The sequence below is a fragment of the uncultured Vibrio sp. genome, from assembly GCF_947488985.1.
Classification (GTDB): Bacteria; Pseudomonadota; Gammaproteobacteria; order Enterobacterales; family Vibrionaceae; genus Vibrio.
In genome coordinates, this window is record NZ_CANLBV010000092.1 from 1 (window position 1) to 15,761 (window position 15,761).

Annotated in this window: 15 protein-coding genes and 4 tRNA genes; 11 read left to right on the top strand and 8 right to left on the bottom strand. The window is 44.9% G+C overall.

Going from position 1 to position 15,761, the window contains the following annotated elements; all coding sequences use genetic code 11:
- The first annotated feature begins 272 nt into the window (after positions 1-272).
- Both smrA and rluF read left to right on the top strand, forming a co-directional pair.
- Positions 273-854, top strand: coding sequence for a DNA endonuclease SmrA (gene smrA / locus Q1A70_RS15980; RefSeq protein ID WP_299693759.1), 582 nt, complete (start codon positions 273-275; stop codon positions 852-854).
- A 177-nt stretch (positions 855-1,031) separates the two neighbouring features.
- Positions 1,032-2,165, top strand: coding sequence for a 23S rRNA pseudouridine(2604) synthase RluF (rluF, locus tag Q1A70_RS15985; RefSeq protein WP_299693763.1), 1,134 nt, complete (start codon positions 1,032-1,034; stop codon positions 2,163-2,165).
- Between the two features lie 106 nt (positions 2,166-2,271).
- On the opposite strand, the gene ybaK is transcribed toward rluF, so the two are convergent.
- The 8 genes from ybaK to hemA form a co-directional block, all read right to left on the bottom strand.
- A complete protein-coding gene (ybaK, locus tag Q1A70_RS15990; protein ID WP_108021014.1) occupies positions 2,272-2,745 on the bottom strand; it encodes a Cys-tRNA(Pro) deacylase in 474 nt (157 codons plus the stop codon).
- A gap of 139 nt (positions 2,746-2,884) precedes the next feature.
- Positions 2,885-4,546 carry a bifunctional UDP-sugar hydrolase/5'-nucleotidase UshA gene (ushA, locus tag Q1A70_RS15995; RefSeq protein WP_299693775.1) on the bottom strand — a complete coding sequence of 554 codons (1,662 nt, stop codon included), beginning with the start codon at positions 4,544-4,546 and terminating at the stop codon, positions 2,885-2,887.
- 285 nt (positions 4,547-4,831) lie between these two features.
- On the bottom strand, positions 4,832-5,686 hold the full coding sequence (kdsA, locus tag Q1A70_RS16000) for a 3-deoxy-8-phosphooctulonate synthase (RefSeq protein ID WP_299693777.1): 855 nt from the start codon (positions 5,684-5,686) through the stop codon (positions 4,832-4,834).
- A 23-nt stretch (positions 5,687-5,709) separates the two neighbouring features.
- Positions 5,710-6,519, bottom strand: a complete 810-nt coding sequence (locus tag Q1A70_RS16005; protein WP_299693779.1) for a SirB1 family protein — start codon at positions 6,517-6,519, stop codon at positions 5,710-5,712.
- Between the two features lie 48 nt (positions 6,520-6,567).
- On the bottom strand, positions 6,568-6,951 hold the full coding sequence (locus Q1A70_RS16010; protein ID WP_299693781.1) for a SirB2 family protein: 384 nt from the start codon (positions 6,949-6,951) through the stop codon (positions 6,568-6,570).
- A gap of 219 nt (positions 6,952-7,170) precedes the next feature.
- Positions 7,171-8,040, bottom strand: a complete 870-nt coding sequence (gene prmC / locus Q1A70_RS16015) for a peptide chain release factor N(5)-glutamine methyltransferase (RefSeq protein WP_299693784.1) — start codon at positions 8,038-8,040, stop codon at positions 7,171-7,173.
- Between the two features lie 5 nt (positions 8,041-8,045).
- Positions 8,046-9,134: a peptide chain release factor 1 gene (gene prfA / locus Q1A70_RS16020; protein ID WP_299693786.1), complete on the bottom strand. Its 1,089-nt coding sequence runs from the start codon at positions 9,132-9,134 to the stop codon at positions 8,046-8,048.
- A gap of 28 nt (positions 9,135-9,162) precedes the next feature.
- Complete coding sequence (hemA, locus tag Q1A70_RS16025) at positions 9,163-10,422, bottom strand: glutamyl-tRNA reductase (RefSeq protein WP_299693789.1); 1,260 nt, start codon at positions 10,420-10,422, stop codon at positions 9,163-9,165.
- A gap of 160 nt (positions 10,423-10,582) precedes the next feature.
- Between hemA and lolB the strand changes: the two genes are divergently transcribed.
- From lolB to Q1A70_RS16070, 9 genes are all read left to right on the top strand, one after another.
- Positions 10,583-11,230 (top strand): lipoprotein insertase outer membrane protein LolB, encoded by a 648-nt coding sequence (lolB, locus tag Q1A70_RS16030; protein WP_299693795.1) that lies wholly within the window; start codon positions 10,583-10,585, stop codon positions 11,228-11,230.
- A complete protein-coding gene (gene ispE, locus Q1A70_RS16035; protein ID WP_299693801.1) occupies positions 11,227-12,102 on the top strand; it encodes a 4-(cytidine 5'-diphospho)-2-C-methyl-D-erythritol kinase in 876 nt (291 codons plus the stop codon). Before lolB ends, ispE begins: the two co-directional genes overlap by 4 nt.
- A gap of 27 nt (positions 12,103-12,129) precedes the next feature.
- Positions 12,130-13,074, top strand: coding sequence for a ribose-phosphate pyrophosphokinase (locus Q1A70_RS16040; protein WP_004739814.1), 945 nt, complete (start codon positions 12,130-12,132; stop codon positions 13,072-13,074).
- 224 nt (positions 13,075-13,298) lie between these two features.
- The gene (gene pth, locus Q1A70_RS16045; RefSeq protein WP_010439162.1) at positions 13,299-13,889 is read left to right on the top strand and encodes an aminoacyl-tRNA hydrolase; all 591 of its coding nucleotides are present in this window, start codon (positions 13,299-13,301) and stop codon (positions 13,887-13,889) included.
- Positions 13,890-13,899: 10 nt separating this feature from the next.
- Entirely contained in the window at positions 13,900-14,991 is a 1,092-nt protein-coding gene (gene ychF / locus Q1A70_RS16050) for a redox-regulated ATPase YchF (protein WP_299693817.1), read from the top strand.
- A gap of 278 nt (positions 14,992-15,269) precedes the next feature.
- Positions 15,270-15,346, top strand: a tRNA-Met gene (locus Q1A70_RS16055).
- Positions 15,347-15,418: 72 nt separating this feature from the next.
- Positions 15,419-15,503 (top strand) — tRNA-Leu (locus Q1A70_RS16060).
- Between the two features lie 30 nt (positions 15,504-15,533).
- Positions 15,534-15,608 (top strand) — tRNA-Gln (locus Q1A70_RS16065).
- A 77-nt stretch (positions 15,609-15,685) separates the two neighbouring features.
- Positions 15,686-15,759: transfer RNA gene (locus Q1A70_RS16070), tRNA-Met, on the top strand.
- Positions 15,760-15,761 lie beyond the last annotated feature (2 nt).

Here is a 15,761-nt window from a genome sequence, read left to right on the forward strand (position 1 = left end):
AGGCTCTTTGGCATCTCGAATTAATGATAACTTTCAAGTTCTCAAGCCTGCATCTTCAAGTTGAACGAGTATATAAGGTTATGACTGAAGAATCCCCTCACTAAGTTGGCTCAGCCTAACTTATTTATAATTAAGATATATTCGCTTGTATGTAAGTATCAAGACGCCTTGCACCGAAGTTGACTGTGATTGTCACCTTCGGTTTTTCATTTTTAAACCCAGCCCCAACTTAGGTATACTTACCCTATCCTTTTCTACTTGAGATGCACACTATGTCTCATGATGACGACTTAGATCTATTCCAAGCAATGATGGGCGATGTAAAACGTATCGACCATGACACCGCAGAACACCAAAAAGTACATCGCGTTACTGAGTCTCACCTTGCCAAGCGTGAAGCAGCAATGTGGCTGTCTGATGATGAGAAGGACTACCTATCATTAGACTACTCGCCGATGTTAAAACCGGATGACGTTATTGAGTATAAAAAAGACGGTGTACAAGAAGGCGTATACAAAAAACTGCGCCTAGGCAAATACCCGATTCAAGCTAAGCTCGACCTGCATCGAAAAACACTCAAAGACGCACGTAACGAAGTACTTTCATTTTTGCGTCAGTGTTTAAGAATGGACGTTCGTACCGTCATCATTGTTCACGGTAAGGGTGAGCGTTCGAACCCACCAGCGATGATGAAAAGCTACGTGGCCAATTGGCTGTCACAGATCAACGATGTTCAATGCGTTCATTCTGCTCAGCAATTTCATGGTGGTACTGGTGCAGTCTATGTCATGCTCAGAAAGAGTAATGAGAAAAAACTAGAGAACAGAGAGCGCCATCAAAAACGCACTAGCTGACGGGGTTAGTTGCAGGCAGGTTGATAGCGAGCAATCTTGCTTCACAAGAATATTTCGTGCCTAGACTCACACCAAGTGCTAAAATTGCCTCAGTTAACGAATTCCAACTCAAAGCAACTATCCAAAAGTTGCTTTTTGTTTATCTATATTTCCGTTGTGAAACGCTAAGAGAATATCATGTCACAAGAATCCCAAGCTAAACGCCTTAATAAATACATTAGTGAAACTGGTTTTTGCTCACGCCGCGAAGCCGATAAACTCATTGATGCAGGCCGAGTTACTATTAACGGTAAGATCCCTGAAATGGGTACTAAAGTCTTGCCTGGTGATGATGTTGAGATCGACAATAAGCCTGTTCGCTCAAAAGAGAAGCCGATTTACATTGCTCTTAATAAACCAACAGGCATCACCTGTACCACTGAGCGTGATATTCCTGGCAACATCGTCGACTTTATCGGCCACCACAAGCGCATTTTCCCGATCGGTCGTCTAGATAAGCCTTCTGATGGCCTTATCTTCCTAACCAATGACGGCGACATCGTAAACAAAATCCTACGTGCAGGTAACAACCACGAGAAAGAATACGTGGTGCGTGTGGATAAGCCGATTACGACTGAGTTCTTGAAGCAAATGGGCGCAGGTGTTCATATTCTCGATACTGTCACTTTGCCATGTAAGGTAGAGAAAGAAACCAAGTTCTCATTTCGAATCACACTAACACAAGGCCTTAACCGCCAAATTCGCCGTATGTGTGAAGCGCTCGGTTACGAAGTATTTAAGCTGCGCCGTGTTCGTATTATGAATATCTCACTAGACGGTATTCCTAACGGCAAATGGCGCTACCTGAGCGACCAAGAGATCACTGAAATTTTAGCGATGTGTGAAGGCTCAGTAAGTACAGAAGATGCGTCAAAAATGAACGCGAAAGGTCAACGCATTCGTAAAGCGACTGACGCGAAACTTTTTGATAGCCGTGAAGAGAACCAAGCTTCAACAGCGCGCCGTAATCAAAACGAGAACCGTACTCGCACTTACCGCGGTAACAATGCGGATGAATTCCGTCATGCGCCTAACTCAAAGCGTGGCCGCAATTCATCGAACGGTGAAAGCGGTGGTAATACCGAAAACTGGAAATCGAACTCTCGTTCAGAGCGTTCAAATTCAGATAGAAACCGTTCGGACCGCAATCGCACAGATCGCGACAATAACGATCGTAGAAGCGGTAAACCGGCAAATCGCAGTCAAGATTCAAATAGACCGAACAAACCTGCACCAAAGCGTGTTGGTGGTACTTTAGGTCTGAAGAAGTAGTCAGAGTCAGTAAGACGAGACACTCGATATAAAAACGCCCGCTAGATTAGTCTAGCGGGCGTTTTTGTTTGTCATTCGATAGTTTTATCATCATGACAACAACAATCTATAAACATAGATCGGCAAACTGGCCGCGAGTCAGCTTTACTAAATCTTTCGGATCTAACTCAATTTCTAGCCCACGCTTCCCTGCACTCACACAGATCGTTTCAAAATCGGTAGCGCTAGAATGAACAAAGGTCGGCAGTGCTTTTTTCTGTCCAAGCGGACTAATTCCACCAACAACATAACCCGTGGTTTTCTGAGCAATATCTGGATCAGCCATCTCTGCTTTTTTTCCCTTCGCTGCTTTTGCTGCAAGCTTTAGGTTGAGCTTCTGGTCAACAGGAATAACTGCGACCGCCAAATCTTTTGCTACACCATTCAAACAGAACAACAGCGTTTTGAATACACGTTTGGGATCTTGACCAAGCGCTTCAACGGCTTCTAAACCATAGTTCGTATTATTCGCATCATGATGATATTGATGCACACTATGAGCGATTTTCTTTTTCTTGGCGAGATTGATTGCAGGGGTCATAACAAATCCAAACGATAGAGAAGCAACACGCGGTTATATTAAAACAAAAACGACGCCGAAGCGTCGCTTTAGTTAAAATTTATCAAGCTGCTGGAGTCAATCTAATTCAGCACCTATTCATTCAATTGCCTAAGCTCTATTACTTGTAAACCATTTGGCCTGCAGGCGCGTACTGGTTCACGTCAACCGGGCTGTTTGCTTCTAAATACTCTTTTAGTACTTCAGCATCAACAAAACCAGTATTTACGTAACCCGGATGGTCAGACAATTTAGGGTAGCCATCACCACCAGCCGCGTTAAAGCTTGGTACTGTGAAACGGTAAGTTTCGTCTAGACGAAGCTGTTTGCCACCGATGAATACATTCGATACCTCACCATTCGCTACTGTCATAGAGATACCAGCAAACTGAGCGTAAGCACCAGAATCGATGGGTTTAGTCGCCACTGCATTTAAGTAATCGAGAACTTCTTTACCCGTCATGTCTGTGTAAGTCAGGATGTTTGCAAAAGGTTGTACCTTCAGTACATCTTTGTAAGTAACATTACCTGCTTCAATTGAGTCACGAACGCCGCCAGAGTTCATCACAGCGAAGTCTGCTTTTGCACGCTCCATGTGAGAAGTCGCAATCAAACGACCTAGGTTTGTTTGTTGGAATCGAACCACATTGCGATCCCCTTCCAGTTTGCCGTTTGTCTCTGCAATCTGAACCTCTAGCTGTGCTTGACCTTGCTCTTGGAAAGGACGTAGGAACTCAAGTAGCTCTGGATCTTGTACTATCTCATCTTGAATGAAGACACGCTGCTTCTTACCGTCTACCTCAACTTTCTTCTTAAGGTTAACGGGAACGAGATCGTAGCTCACTATCTCTAGCTCGCCATTGCGGAATTCGTAATCAGCACGGCCTACGTACTTGCCCCACTCGTGAGCTTGAACGATGTAAGTACCATTTTGAACGTCAGGCTTACACTGCTCACCCGGCTTGAAGTTTTTCTTCACAACGTTAGGGCCTTCCATACACACCGGCTCTTGAGAGTGACCGCCGACAATCATATCTAGGTCACCTTCATTGAGGTAACGAGCAAGTGCAACATCGCCCGGCGCGTTAACACCGCGCTGGCCATTTTCATAGTGTCCCATGTGAGTCACTGCGAAGATAAGATCTGGTTTTTCTGTTGCTTTAAGTTCAGCGATCAGTTGCTTCGCTTCTTCTTTAGGGTCACGGAAGTCGATACCAGCGATGAACTCAGGGTTACCAATCTTTTGGGTATCTTCAGTTGTTAAACCAATAACGGCAATCTTGATCCCTTGCTTTTCAAACATCTCATAAGCTTGGAACATACGCTCACCGGTTGCTTTATCGTAGATGTTGGCTGATAACATAGGGAAATTCGCCCAGTCGATCTGCTTTTGCAGTACGTCCAGTGGGTTATCAAACTCATGGTTACCCAATGCCATGGCATCGTAACCGATCTTGTTCATGCCTTTAAAATCAGGTTCTGCGTCCTGAAGGTCTGACTCTGGAACACCCGTGTTGATGTCACCGCCAGATAGAAGCAACACGCTACCGCCTTCTGCTTCAACTTCTGAACGAAGTTGGTCAACTAGCGTTTTACGCGCAGCCATGCCGTATTCTCCGTACTTGTTATGCCAAAACCGACCATGGTTATCGTTTGTGTGAAGAATCGTTAGCTTGTAAGTTTCGTCTTGATTCCAATCATGATTTGATTGAGAGGCACACCCAGCTAGAGTAACTAGGATTGCAGCACTTAGTGCTGTCTTTAGAATAAGGCGTTGCTTCATTGTCATACCTTTGAACTTTTTAGGGGAATCCACTGCTTTTTTATCATCGATTGCGACTTCCTTATCTGGAGTTCAAACAATCAGATGCCCTAATCTTAAATTAACATTCCCGATGTAACACTGCGATTTCATATTTATGTCGAATTGGTCACATATGGCTCACTCGTAAAGTCGAATGAAATTAGCAGCGCTCATGATACCGCAAGAACAAAAACGCCCAACTCTGAGGGTTGGGCGTTTATCTGCTCGGCTGAATAACTGGTGAGTTATTCAACGGTCACTTTGTTATTTGATCTCGATGTGCTCGAAGCCTTTGATAAGGTCATCAAGTGCTTTCATCTGTTTCAAGAACGGCTCTAGTTTATCTAGAGGTAGCGCTGATGGGCCATCACAGCGTGCTTGATCTGGGTTTGGGTGCGCTTCAAGAAACAGACCAGCAATACCCGTAGCAAGGCCCGCTTTCGCAAGTTCAACGGTTTGCTCACGACGACCACCTGATGCCGCGCCTGATGGATCGCGCATTTGAAGCGCGTGAGTCACATCAAAGATGATTGGGCTGCCGTTTGAAGATTTCTTCATTACGCCAAAGCCAAGCATATCAACAACTAAGTTGTCGTATCCCATGCAAGAACCACGTTCGCAAAGAATGATATTGTCGTTGCCACACTCAGCAAACTTATCAACGATATTACCTACTTGATCTGGGCTCATGAACTGAGGCTTCTTGACGTTGATAACAGAACCAGTCTTAGCCATTGCTTCAACAAGATCCGTTTGACGAGCTAGGAAAGCAGGTAGTTGAATCACATCCACCACATCCGCAACTGGCTGAGCTTGAGCTTCGGTATGGATATCGGTGATGATCTTCACACCAAAGGTGTCTTTTAGCTCTTGGAAGATTTTCAGACCTTCTTCCATACCAGGGCCACGGTATGAATGAACAGAGCTGCGGTTCGCTTTATCGAAAGACGCCTTAAATACGTAAGGGATGCCCAACTTTTCTGTTACTTTCACGTAGTGCTCACAGATCTGCATCGCAAGATCGCGAGATTCCAGAACATTCATGCCAGCAAATAGCGTAAATGGCTTGTCGTTAGCAATTGGCATATCACCAATATGAACTGTTTTCTGTTCCATCATATTCTCTCTAAAATAATTATTAACTAGTGAACAACCACGGTCTTTTCACTCATGACATTCACTTGAGATTTCAGTAACTCAGACGCAGGATCATCTGGGCATTGATCAATAAAATACTGATAGTCCGTTGCAGCGACTTGATGGCAGTCTAGCTGCTGGTAAATAAAGCCACGGTCACGGATTTCATACGGATCATCCGGCACAAACGTTAATGCGAGATCAGTACACTTCAAAGCCAGCGTATAACGCTCTTCTCTGAGCAAAGCGCTTTTAAGTAACGCTAACCACTTACCAATAATGGTTGGGTGGTCGGCGGCTTCTAAATGTTCGGCGTTCACCTTAGCCAGTGGGCCGTCATGTCCAATCAACCATGCTCGCAAGGTTCGCTCACCAACATATTCGCCGTTGTAAGGGTTAATATAAACCGTCTTTTGCCCGTACCAGTTCACTTTGAGTAAGAACTGAGTCGGGAAAGATACCCCCTCTACAGGAAAGCCTAGTTTGCGACCTAAGAAAAGAAAAATGGCACCAAGGCTAACCGGGATACCCTTCTTTCTTTCCAATACTTTATCAATAAAAGCGTTTTCTGAAGAGAAGTAAGCGTCTTTATCACCCGCAAAGCCCCACTCATGGAAGAACAATCGAAGAAAGGACTCAAACTTCTGTTGCTCGTCGGTTTCATGAACCAAAGCAAACTCAGCTTCTTTTAGTAATCTTGCCAGCTCTTGCTCTGCCCAGCTGTCTTGGGTATCGGGATCAATCGCTTTATTTAAGATCAATGCACCTTCTGCTAACTCTAGCTGGTCAAAGTCTTCATCAAAAAATTCGTACATAGATAGTTAACCGAAATAAGGAGATAATTAACCGAAATAAGGAGATAATTAACCGAAAAATGTTGGTGTCTTCGTCATCGCAATGCTACCTGCCATTGCTAACCAGCCCAGAGCACCGAAAAAAGAGAACACTCTTAGTAACTTATTTTTGCCAAGTTTAAGCGCAAAGAAACCCAATGCGATGTAAGCCATCACACAGGTCAGTTTTTCTGTTAACCATGGTGCTGCGGGCGTGAATGGAATAAAACCGGTAATAAAAATCAAACCAATACCCGATAGCAGTAGCAACGAGTCATTGATATGGGGGAAACGCTGCAAGAAAGGGTGGTTAAGCTTAGTTGAATTAGCCATCATCAGGGCAAAACGCACCGAAAGGAGTAGCGCGCTTATAGCAATCGTTAATAGATGGAAATGTTTTAAACCTTCGTACATGGTATTCCTTTATATTTTTATAGGTGCTCCGTTAACACGAGCCATACAATACCCGTAAATGCCCTGTATTTCTGCGTTAAATACGTTATCGCATAAAATGCACTATCGAGTTAAAGGTATGTATCGAGTTAAAGGTATCAAGTTAGCCAGTTCGCCATCCATTACTCATAAGCGACTATCAGCAATCGATATTAGTTATGAGCTAACAACAATAACGAACTATGAACAGTAACGGCCTAATGTCACTCGGTCATTACCAGCGTAATCTTTCTCTGTCACAACATCGAGATAACCGAGCGCCTGCATTATCTCACGTACCGCCAAGCCTTGATCGTAGCCGTGTTCAAACGCTAGCCAGCCTTCATCTTCCAAAAAGTCGCGGGCGTTTTCAGAGATATATCGAATATCGGCGAGCCCTTTCTCTTCAGCAACCAGTGCCGTGATCGGCTCAAAACGTACATCACCTTGAGACAAATGAGGATCATTCTTCTCTATATATGGTGGGTTAGAGACAATCAATGAGAACTTCATCGCATCTTCAGAACTAACTGAGTTCAAAGGCTCAAACCAACTTCCGTACAAAAACGTGGCGTTGGTGATGTTTAGGCGCTGCGCATTATCTATAGCAAGTTGCTGCGCTTCAGGGCGAAGATCAATACCTGTCACTGGTCGATTCGGCATTTCAGATGCCAATGCTAACGCGATAGCACCAGTACCAGTGCCTAAATCGAGAATTGCACCTTGCTTACCATAGGTTTTATCCAACGCGATCTCAACCAAACGCTCAGTATCTGGGCGCGGGATTAAAGTAGAAGGAGAAACTTTTAACGGCAGTGACCAAAACTCACGCTCACCGACGATGTAAGCCACAGGCTCACCAGTTAAGCGACGTTTTAGAAGAGCATTGAATTCGGATTCTTGCTCTGAGGTGAGGTGCTTCTCAGGCCAAGTAAGTAGGTAAGATCTTGGTTTATCTAAGGCGTGGCAAAGCAGTACCGCAGCATCAATCGAGGGTGACGTGTTGTCACCCTCTTGAAGCGCTACGATTGCCGCTTTTAAAGCACTTTCAATCGTATACTCTGATTGCATACTGATCAGTTTTGCTCAGCTAATGCAGCCAGTTGATCGGCTTGGTGTTCTTGTAGAACAGGGTCTAGCAAGCTTTGCATGTCACCTTCCATCACTTCGTTCAGACGGTAGATGGTTAAGTTGATACGGTGATCAGAAACGCGACCTTGTGGGTAGTTGTACGTACGAATACGGTCACTACGGTCACCAGAACCTAGTAGGTTGCGACGCGTGTCAGAAATCGCCGCCGCACGGCGCTCTTCTTCTGCTTGAACAATACGAGCGGCAAGCACTGCCATCGCTTTTGCTTTATTTTTATGCTGAGAACGCTCGTCTTGACACTCGACAACAGTACCGGTTGGTAAGTGAGTAATACGGATTGCTGAATCCGTGGTGTTGACGTGCTGACCACCCGCGCCCGATGCACGGAAGGTATCAATTTTAAGATCGCCCGATTTGATTTCTGGTAAATCCGCTTCTGGAATCTCAGGCATCACCGCAACAGTACATGCAGATGTGTGAACACGACCTTGAGATTCGGTTTCAGGGACACGTTGTACACGGTGACCGCCTGACTCAAATTTCATCGTGCCGTAAACGCTGTCGCCACTGATCTTAGCAATCATCTCTTTGTAGCCGCCTTGCTCTGAAGCATTGCTGCTCATGATCTCAATGCGCCAACCCTTCTTCTCAGCAAACTTCGAGTACATACGGAATAAGTTGCCCGCGAAGATACCCGCTTCATCACCACCTGCACCTGCGCGGATCTCCAAGAAACAGTTACGTTCATCGTTTGGATCTTTAGGGATCAGAAGGATTTGTAGCTCATCTGTCAGACGTTCAATTGCTGCCTTCGCATCTTTGATTTCGTCTTGAGCCATCTCACGCATTTCTGCGTCGTCTTCGTTTGCCATCTCTTCAGCAGCTTCTAGATCTTCTTGAGCTTGCTGGTATGACTGGAAGCAAGCCGTCACTTCTTCTAGTTGAGAGTACTCTTTAGAAAGTGCGCGGAATTTGTCTTGATTCCCGATTACATCAGGATCACCAAGTAGATGTTGAACTTCTTCATAGCGTTCAACAAGGGTTTCAAGCTTTACTAGAATCGAGGCTTTCATAATCTCTTATCTTGTTGGAGGTCTAATATTATTGAGGGTTTTCTAAGCCCAAACTCTGTCTAATGACCGTTAATTTTTCAGGTTCTCCTTGCTCTGCTGCACTTTGAAGTGCACGCGTTGGAGCATGGATCAATTTGTTTGTGAGCTTATTGCTGAGCTCGAGTAAAACTTTTTCAGGGTCACCGCCAGCGGCAAGTGATTGTAAACTTTTACTCAATAATTCTTCGCGGATTTCGTTAGCCGATTTACGGTAGTCACGAATACTGTCGACCGCTTGCAGCGAGCGCACCCAACTCATGAATGCGGCACTTTCTTCACTGACTATAGCCTCAGCCTGAATCGCTTCCACTTTACGCTGCTCAATATTACCATCGACGATCGACTGTAAGTCATCAACTGAGTACAAATAAGCATCGTTAAGTTCACCAACCTGTGACTCAACATCACGCGGAACGGCGATATCAACCAACAACATAGGTTGGTGCTTTCGTTTCTTCAGCGCGGTCTCGACCATGCCTTTACCAATAATAGGCAATGGACTGGCGGTTGAGCTAATCACAATATCCGCTCTATGCAAATGTTCAGGGATCTCATTGAGGCTGATCACTTCAGCACCAAACTCTTCAGCCAACCCTAACGCACGCTCTCGAGTTCGATTCGCCACAATCATCTTAGTGCAGCCATTCGCTGAAAGATGCTTAGCCACTAATTCAATGGTTTCACCAGCACCGACCAATAGCACGGTTGAGTCAGCAATCGATTCAAAGATGTGTTTGGCTAAGGTACAAGCCGCGTAAGCGACAGAAACCGCACTGCCACCTATTTCAGTTTCTGTGCGAACACGCTTGGCGACAGAGAATGATTTCTGAAACAGTTTTTCCATTGAAGCATCAACAGATTTGTTCTCTCGTGAGTCGGTATAAGCTTGTTTCACCTGACCTAAGATTTGTGGTTCGCCCAACACCAAAGAGTCCAAACCACACGCTACACGCATTAAATGTTTAATCGCGGCTTGCTCTTCATAAATATAAAGGCTGGGTTTTAACTCTTCAGGACTCACCTGATGGAAAACCGACAGCCAATCGATCAGCTTGTTTTTTGCCACGCCTTTGACGTCACAATACACTTCAGTTCGATTACAGGTAGAAAGTATAACACTTCCATTTACGTGTGCATTTGCGTTAAGTTGCTTAAGTGCCTCAGATAATTTATCTGGACCAAAAGCGACTTTTTCTCGCAATTCAACCGACGCTGTATTGTGATTGATACCTACGGCAAGCAAAGACATGTATCAGGAATTCTCGATCAGGGAGTGGAAACAAGAGGCGAATTTTACTTGATGCATTGCGCTATTTAAAGAGCAAGCGGGATTTGTTTTCATGACTTCGTGAGTTCAATGCTATAGTTGAAGCGTTTTTTAGATAAATTTGAACAAGTTGTGAGCAAACATGAACAAGCTTCGTAAAATCACGTCTCTTCTTTTTATGACCCTCATTATGGTAGGTTGCTCGTCCATCCCTGAGCAGCCGACCAGCGTCGAGTGGCAAAGTCACCAAGACCGACTTTTGCAAATAAAGCAGTATCAAGCGACAGGCAAGCTCGCCTACATTTCGCCGGAGCAGCGCCAAAGCCTTAATTTCATTTGGAAACATTCACCAAATCAGAGTCAATTAAGGCTCACGACCTTCCTCGGTCAGACCGCTCTCAATCTCACCATTGATTCATCTGGTGCGAAAGTCGTCACCTATGATGATCAGGTTTTTACTCATGCCAGTGCATCTATATTGGTTGAGCAGCTGACCGGCTTGCGGATTCCCGTCGATCATCTGCCACAATGGTTCCTTAGCATTCCTGATCAAGCTGACAGTTATCAATTGAATAGCACCAACACACTACAATCTCTGTCCAAACAAGTTAGCAGCCAGTTATGGACGCTGAATTTTGATAACTATCGTAATATAGATATGCCAAGTGAGCAGCAGCCTGAAGGCAATGATGTCATTGCACAGTCGATCCCTCTGCCGACTCGATTGTCATTTAAGCAAGACGATAACAAAATCAACATTGTAGTTTCGAAGTGGACCCTGAAAAAATGATAACAACACCAACACTCTGGCCTTCGCCGGCTAAACTGAATCTCTTTCTGTATATAACGGGTCAACGTGACAATGGTTACCACGAACTTCAGACGTTATTTCAGTTTGTCGATTTTGCCGATGAACTCACGGTCACAGTTAAGCAAGAAACAAGCTCGATAACCATAACGCCAGAAATTCCCGGCGTTGCAACCGAAGACAACCTGATTTGGAAAGCGGCGACAGCCCTGCAGCAATATACATCGACCGCTTTCGGCGCCGATATCAAGCTTAAGAAAGTACTACCGATGGGCGGGGGAATTGGCGGTGGCTCTTCAAATGCGGCTACCACCTTGGTTGCGCTAAATTCTTTATGGCAACTCAACCTGTCAGACGATCAACTCGCAGAGATCGGTTTAAAACTGGGGGCTGATGTGCCTGTATTCGTTCGGGGTCACGCTGCCTTTGCCGAAGGGGTTGGAGAGCGGCTGTTACCCGCAAATCCGGATGAAAAATGGTACCTTGTGGTTAAACCGCAAGTGAGCATAGCAACTGTGGACATATTCACACATTCGAAATTAACTCGAAATACGCCGAAGCGAGCATTATCAACGCTTTTAGGGCAAGAATACGGAAACGATTGCGAAAAAATTGTGCGAATGCTGTACCCAGAGGTTGATAAGCAACTTTCATGGCTGCTACAATACGCGCCGTCGAGATTGACTGGTACAGGTTCATGCGTTTTTGCTGAATTTAACAGCAAAAAAGAAGCCGAATCGATACTAGAACAACTGCCTGACACCGTTTCCGCGTTTGTCGCGAAAGGACGAAACATTTCTCCTTTAAAAGAAACTTTGGCTGAATACCAATCAGCCCACCCACAATCTATTTAAAACTGGACGCAACCCGAGGTTTCCACCGTGCCTGATATGAAGCTATTTGCTGGTAACGCAACACCTGAACTAGCCCAACGTATTGCTGATCGTCTATACATCTCTCTTGGAGATGCTACTGTAGACCGTTTTTCTGATGGCGAAGTCGCTGTTCAAATCAATGAAAACGTTCGTGGTAGCGATGTATTTCTGATTCAATCAACTTGTGCACCAACCAATGATAACCTTATGGAATTGGTGGTAATGATTGACGCAATGCGCCGCGCTTCTGCTGGCCGTATTACTGCTGTAATCCCTTACTTCGGTTATGCTCGTCAAGATCGTCGTGTACGTTCTGCTCGTGTGCCAATTACTGCAAAAGTTGTAGCAGACTTTCTTTCTAACGTTGGTGTTGACCGCGTTCTTACTATCGACCTACACGCAGAGCAAATCCAAGGCTTCTTCGATGTACCAGTTGATAACATCTTCGGTACTCCGGTTCTTCTAGAAGATATGGCGAACCGTGGCCTAGAAAACCCAGTTGTGGTTTCTCCAGACCTTGGTGGTGTTGTACGTGCTCGTGCAACGGCTAAAGCGCTAGGTGATGTTGACATCGCTATCGTTGATAAGCGTCGTCCACGTGCTAACGTTTCTGAAGTAATGAACCTAATCGGTGATGTTGAAGGCCGTGACTGTGTTATCGTTGATGACATGATCGATACGGGTGGCACACTATGTAAAGCAGCTGAAGCGCTTAAAGAGCGCGGTGCTAAGCGTGTATTCGCTTACGCAACTCACGCTGTTTTCTCTGGTACTGCTGCGAACAACATCAAGAACTCTGTTCTAGACCAAGTTATCGTAACGGATTCTATCTCTCTGTCTCCAGAGATGGCTGCGACAGGTAAAGTGACAACACTTAGTCTATCTCGCATGCTGGCTGAAGCGATTCGTCGTATCAGCAACGAAGAATCAATCTCTGCGATGTTCAACTAATCAAAGCGGTTATCGCTTTGTTTTAAAAAGCTTGGCTTTAGAAACACATTAGAGAAAGACATTAAGCACTTCATTCAATGGAGTGCTTTTTTTATGTCTGAGTAATATTGCACGTCTATATATCACAGACAGGAATCATCGCGTTGCTGTCAGCTAGCTCGCACCTTTTTCATAAACTGTGATATCATACGGCGCTTTTTGAAATCCCAAGAGAGATCCATACCTTGAGCCAACAAATAAAACTTCTCGTTGGACTGGCTAATCCAGGTCCTGAATACGCCAAAACTCGCCACAATGCGGGGGCTTGGGTCGTTGAAGAATTAGCACGTGTCCATAACGTGACACTAAAGAACGAACCAAAGTTCTTTGGCCTAACGGGTCGTATCATGGTTCATGGCGAAGATCTTCGTTTGCTGATCCCAACGACTTTTATGAATTTATCAGGCAAAGCAGTTGCAGCTCTGGCAAAGTTCTACCAAATTAAACCAGAAGAGATCATGGTTGCACATGACGAATTAGATCTTCCTCCTGGTATTGGAAAGTTTAAAAAAGGTGGTGGTCACGGCGGACACAATGGCCTGAAAGACATCATCAGCAAGCAGGGTAACAATAAAGAATTCTATCGTCTTAGATTAGGCATTGGCCATCCAGGACATAAAGATAAAGTTGCAGGTTATGTATTAGGCAAAGCTCCTGCGAAAGAGCAAGAGTGTATCGAGGCTGTCGTTGACGAATCGGTTCGCAGCCTAGACATCTTATTAAAAGATGGCCTACCAAAAGCACAAAATCGCTTACATACGTTCAAAGCAGAATAAGGTTTATATCATGGGTTTTAAATGTGGCATCGTTGGTCTACCAAACGTTGGTAAGTCAACTCTGTTTAACGCACTGACTAAAGCAGGCATCGAAGCAGCAAACTTTCCATTTTGTACGATCGAACCAAACACAGGTATCGTTCCAGTTCCAGATCTACGCTTAGATGCATTAGCAAAGATCGTTAATCCACAGAAGATCCTTCCAACGACAATGGAGTTCGTGGATATCGCAGGCCTTGTTGCTGGTGCATCTAAAGGTGAAGGTCTGGGTAACAAATTCCTAGCTAACATCCGTGAAACTGACGCTATCGGTCACGTTGTACGCTGCTTTGAAAATGAAAACATCGTTCACGTTTCTGGCAAAGTATCTCCAATCGAAGATATCGAAGTGATCAACCTTGAACTTGCACTGGCTGATTTAGACAGCTGTGAGCGTGCAATTCAACGTAACGCAAAGAAAGCGAAAGGCGGCGATAAAGACGCTAAATTCGAAATCACTGTACTAGAAAAACTGCTACCTGTTCTTACAGAAGGCGGTATGGCGCGTACCGTTGAACTAGGCAAAGAAGAAGCTGCTGCAATCGGCTACCTAAACTTCCTAACGCTTAAGCCAACCATGTACATCGCAAACGTTGCTGAAGACGGTTTTGAAAATAACCCTTACCTAGATGCGGTTCGTGAGTACGCAGAAAAAGAAAACAACGTCGTTGTTGCGGTTTGTGCTGCTATTGAATCTGAGCTTTCTGAGCTTGACGACGAAGATCGTGAAGAGTTTCTTGCGGATATGGGTATCGAAGAACCAGGTCTAAACCGAGTGATCCGCTCTGGTTACGAGCTACTGACTCTTCAAACTTACTTCACAGCAGGTGTTAAAGAGGTTCGCGCCTGGACTATCCCTGTAGGGGCAACCGCGCCACAAGCAGCGGGTAAGATCCACACAGACTTCGAAAAAGGCTTTATCCGAGCTGAAGTGGTTGGATATGACCACTTCATCGAGTTTAACGGCGAGAGCGGTGCAAAAGACGCAGGTAAATGGCGCCTTGAGGGCAAAGACTACATCGTTAAAGATGGTGACGTTGTGCACTTCCGCTTCAACGTATAATTGTTGATTTAATCTCTTTAAAGGCCAGTGAATTCACTGGCCTTTTTATTTTTGTTCTTTCTAAATCGCCTAGTCTCAGAAACTTTAGTTCCTACAATTACTGCCTTTTTGACCTGTTTTTTGCTGACAAATACACCTCTTTGCCTAAAAAGAAACCGAACGGATGATTATTCGCGATTTATTCAAAAAAAAAGTTGACGGGTTTCGCTCAACTACGCATAATGCGCCCCGTTCACAGCGAAGCGGCAACGTTTCAAAATGAGCGACAATATGGAAATGGCTACTTAGCTCAGTTGGTTAGAGCACATCACTCATAATGATGGGGTCGCAGGTTCAAATCCCGCAGTAGCCACCATTCTTTCTTTTAGAAAGAAAAGACAACGTCTTATTGAATCACCAATATTCAATATGATTATAAAGATTTGCTGCGGTCGTGGCGGAATTGGTAGACGCACCAGATTTAGGTTCTGGCGCCGAGAGGTGTGAGAGTTCAAGTCTCTCCGACCGCACCATTATTTAGATATCTTAATTGATGTCATTGTTGGGCTATCGCCAAGCGGTAAGGCACCGGCTTTTGATGCCGGCATTCCCTGGTTCGAATCCAGGTAGCCCAGCCACTATTTAAAGTGTAATTATCTTTAAAAAGATAATGGCATTGAATGCGAGATTGTATTATATTGTCTCGCTCTCAGATGGCTACTTAGCTCAGTTGGTTAGAGCACATCACTCATAATGATGGGGTCGCAGGTTCAAATCCCGCAGTAGCCACC

Bases quoted from the DNA above. Each gene is read 5' to 3' on its own strand.
- ushA (WP_299693775.1), bottom strand. From the start codon at position 4,546: ATGAAGCAACGCCTTATTCTAAAGACAGCACTAAGTGCTGCAATCCTA.
- Q1A70_RS16010 (WP_299693781.1), bottom strand. From the start codon at position 6,951: ATGTACGAAGGTTTAAAACATTTCCATCTATTAACGATTGCTATAAGC.
- rluF (WP_299693763.1), top strand. From the start codon at position 1,032: ATGTCACAAGAATCCCAAGCTAAACGCCTTAATAAATACATTAGTGAA.
- ychF (WP_299693817.1), top strand. From the start codon at position 13,900: ATGGGTTTTAAATGTGGCATCGTTGGTCTACCAAACGTTGGTAAGTCA.
- kdsA (WP_299693777.1), bottom strand. From the start codon at position 5,686: ATGATGGAACAGAAAACAGTTCATATTGGTGATATGCCAATTGCTAAC.
- Q1A70_RS16005 (WP_299693779.1), bottom strand. From the start codon at position 6,519: ATGTACGAATTTTTTGATGAAGACTTTGACCAGCTAGAGTTAGCAGAA.
- ispE (WP_299693801.1), top strand. From the start codon at position 11,227: ATGATAACAACACCAACACTCTGGCCTTCGCCGGCTAAACTGAATCTC.
- smrA (WP_299693759.1), top strand. From the start codon at position 273: ATGTCTCATGATGACGACTTAGATCTATTCCAAGCAATGATGGGCGAT.
- prmC (WP_299693784.1), bottom strand. From the start codon at position 8,040: ATGCAATCAGAGTATACGATTGAAAGTGCTTTAAAAGCGGCAATCGTA.
- hemA (WP_299693789.1), bottom strand. From the start codon at position 10,422: ATGTCTTTGCTTGCCGTAGGTATCAATCACAATACAGCGTCGGTTGAA.
- ybaK (WP_108021014.1), bottom strand. From the start codon at position 2,745: ATGACCCCTGCAATCAATCTCGCCAAGAAAAAGAAAATCGCTCATAGT.
- lolB (WP_299693795.1), top strand. From the start codon at position 10,583: ATGAACAAGCTTCGTAAAATCACGTCTCTTCTTTTTATGACCCTCATT.
- prfA (WP_299693786.1), bottom strand. From the start codon at position 9,134: ATGAAAGCCTCGATTCTAGTAAAGCTTGAAACCCTTGTTGAACGCTAT.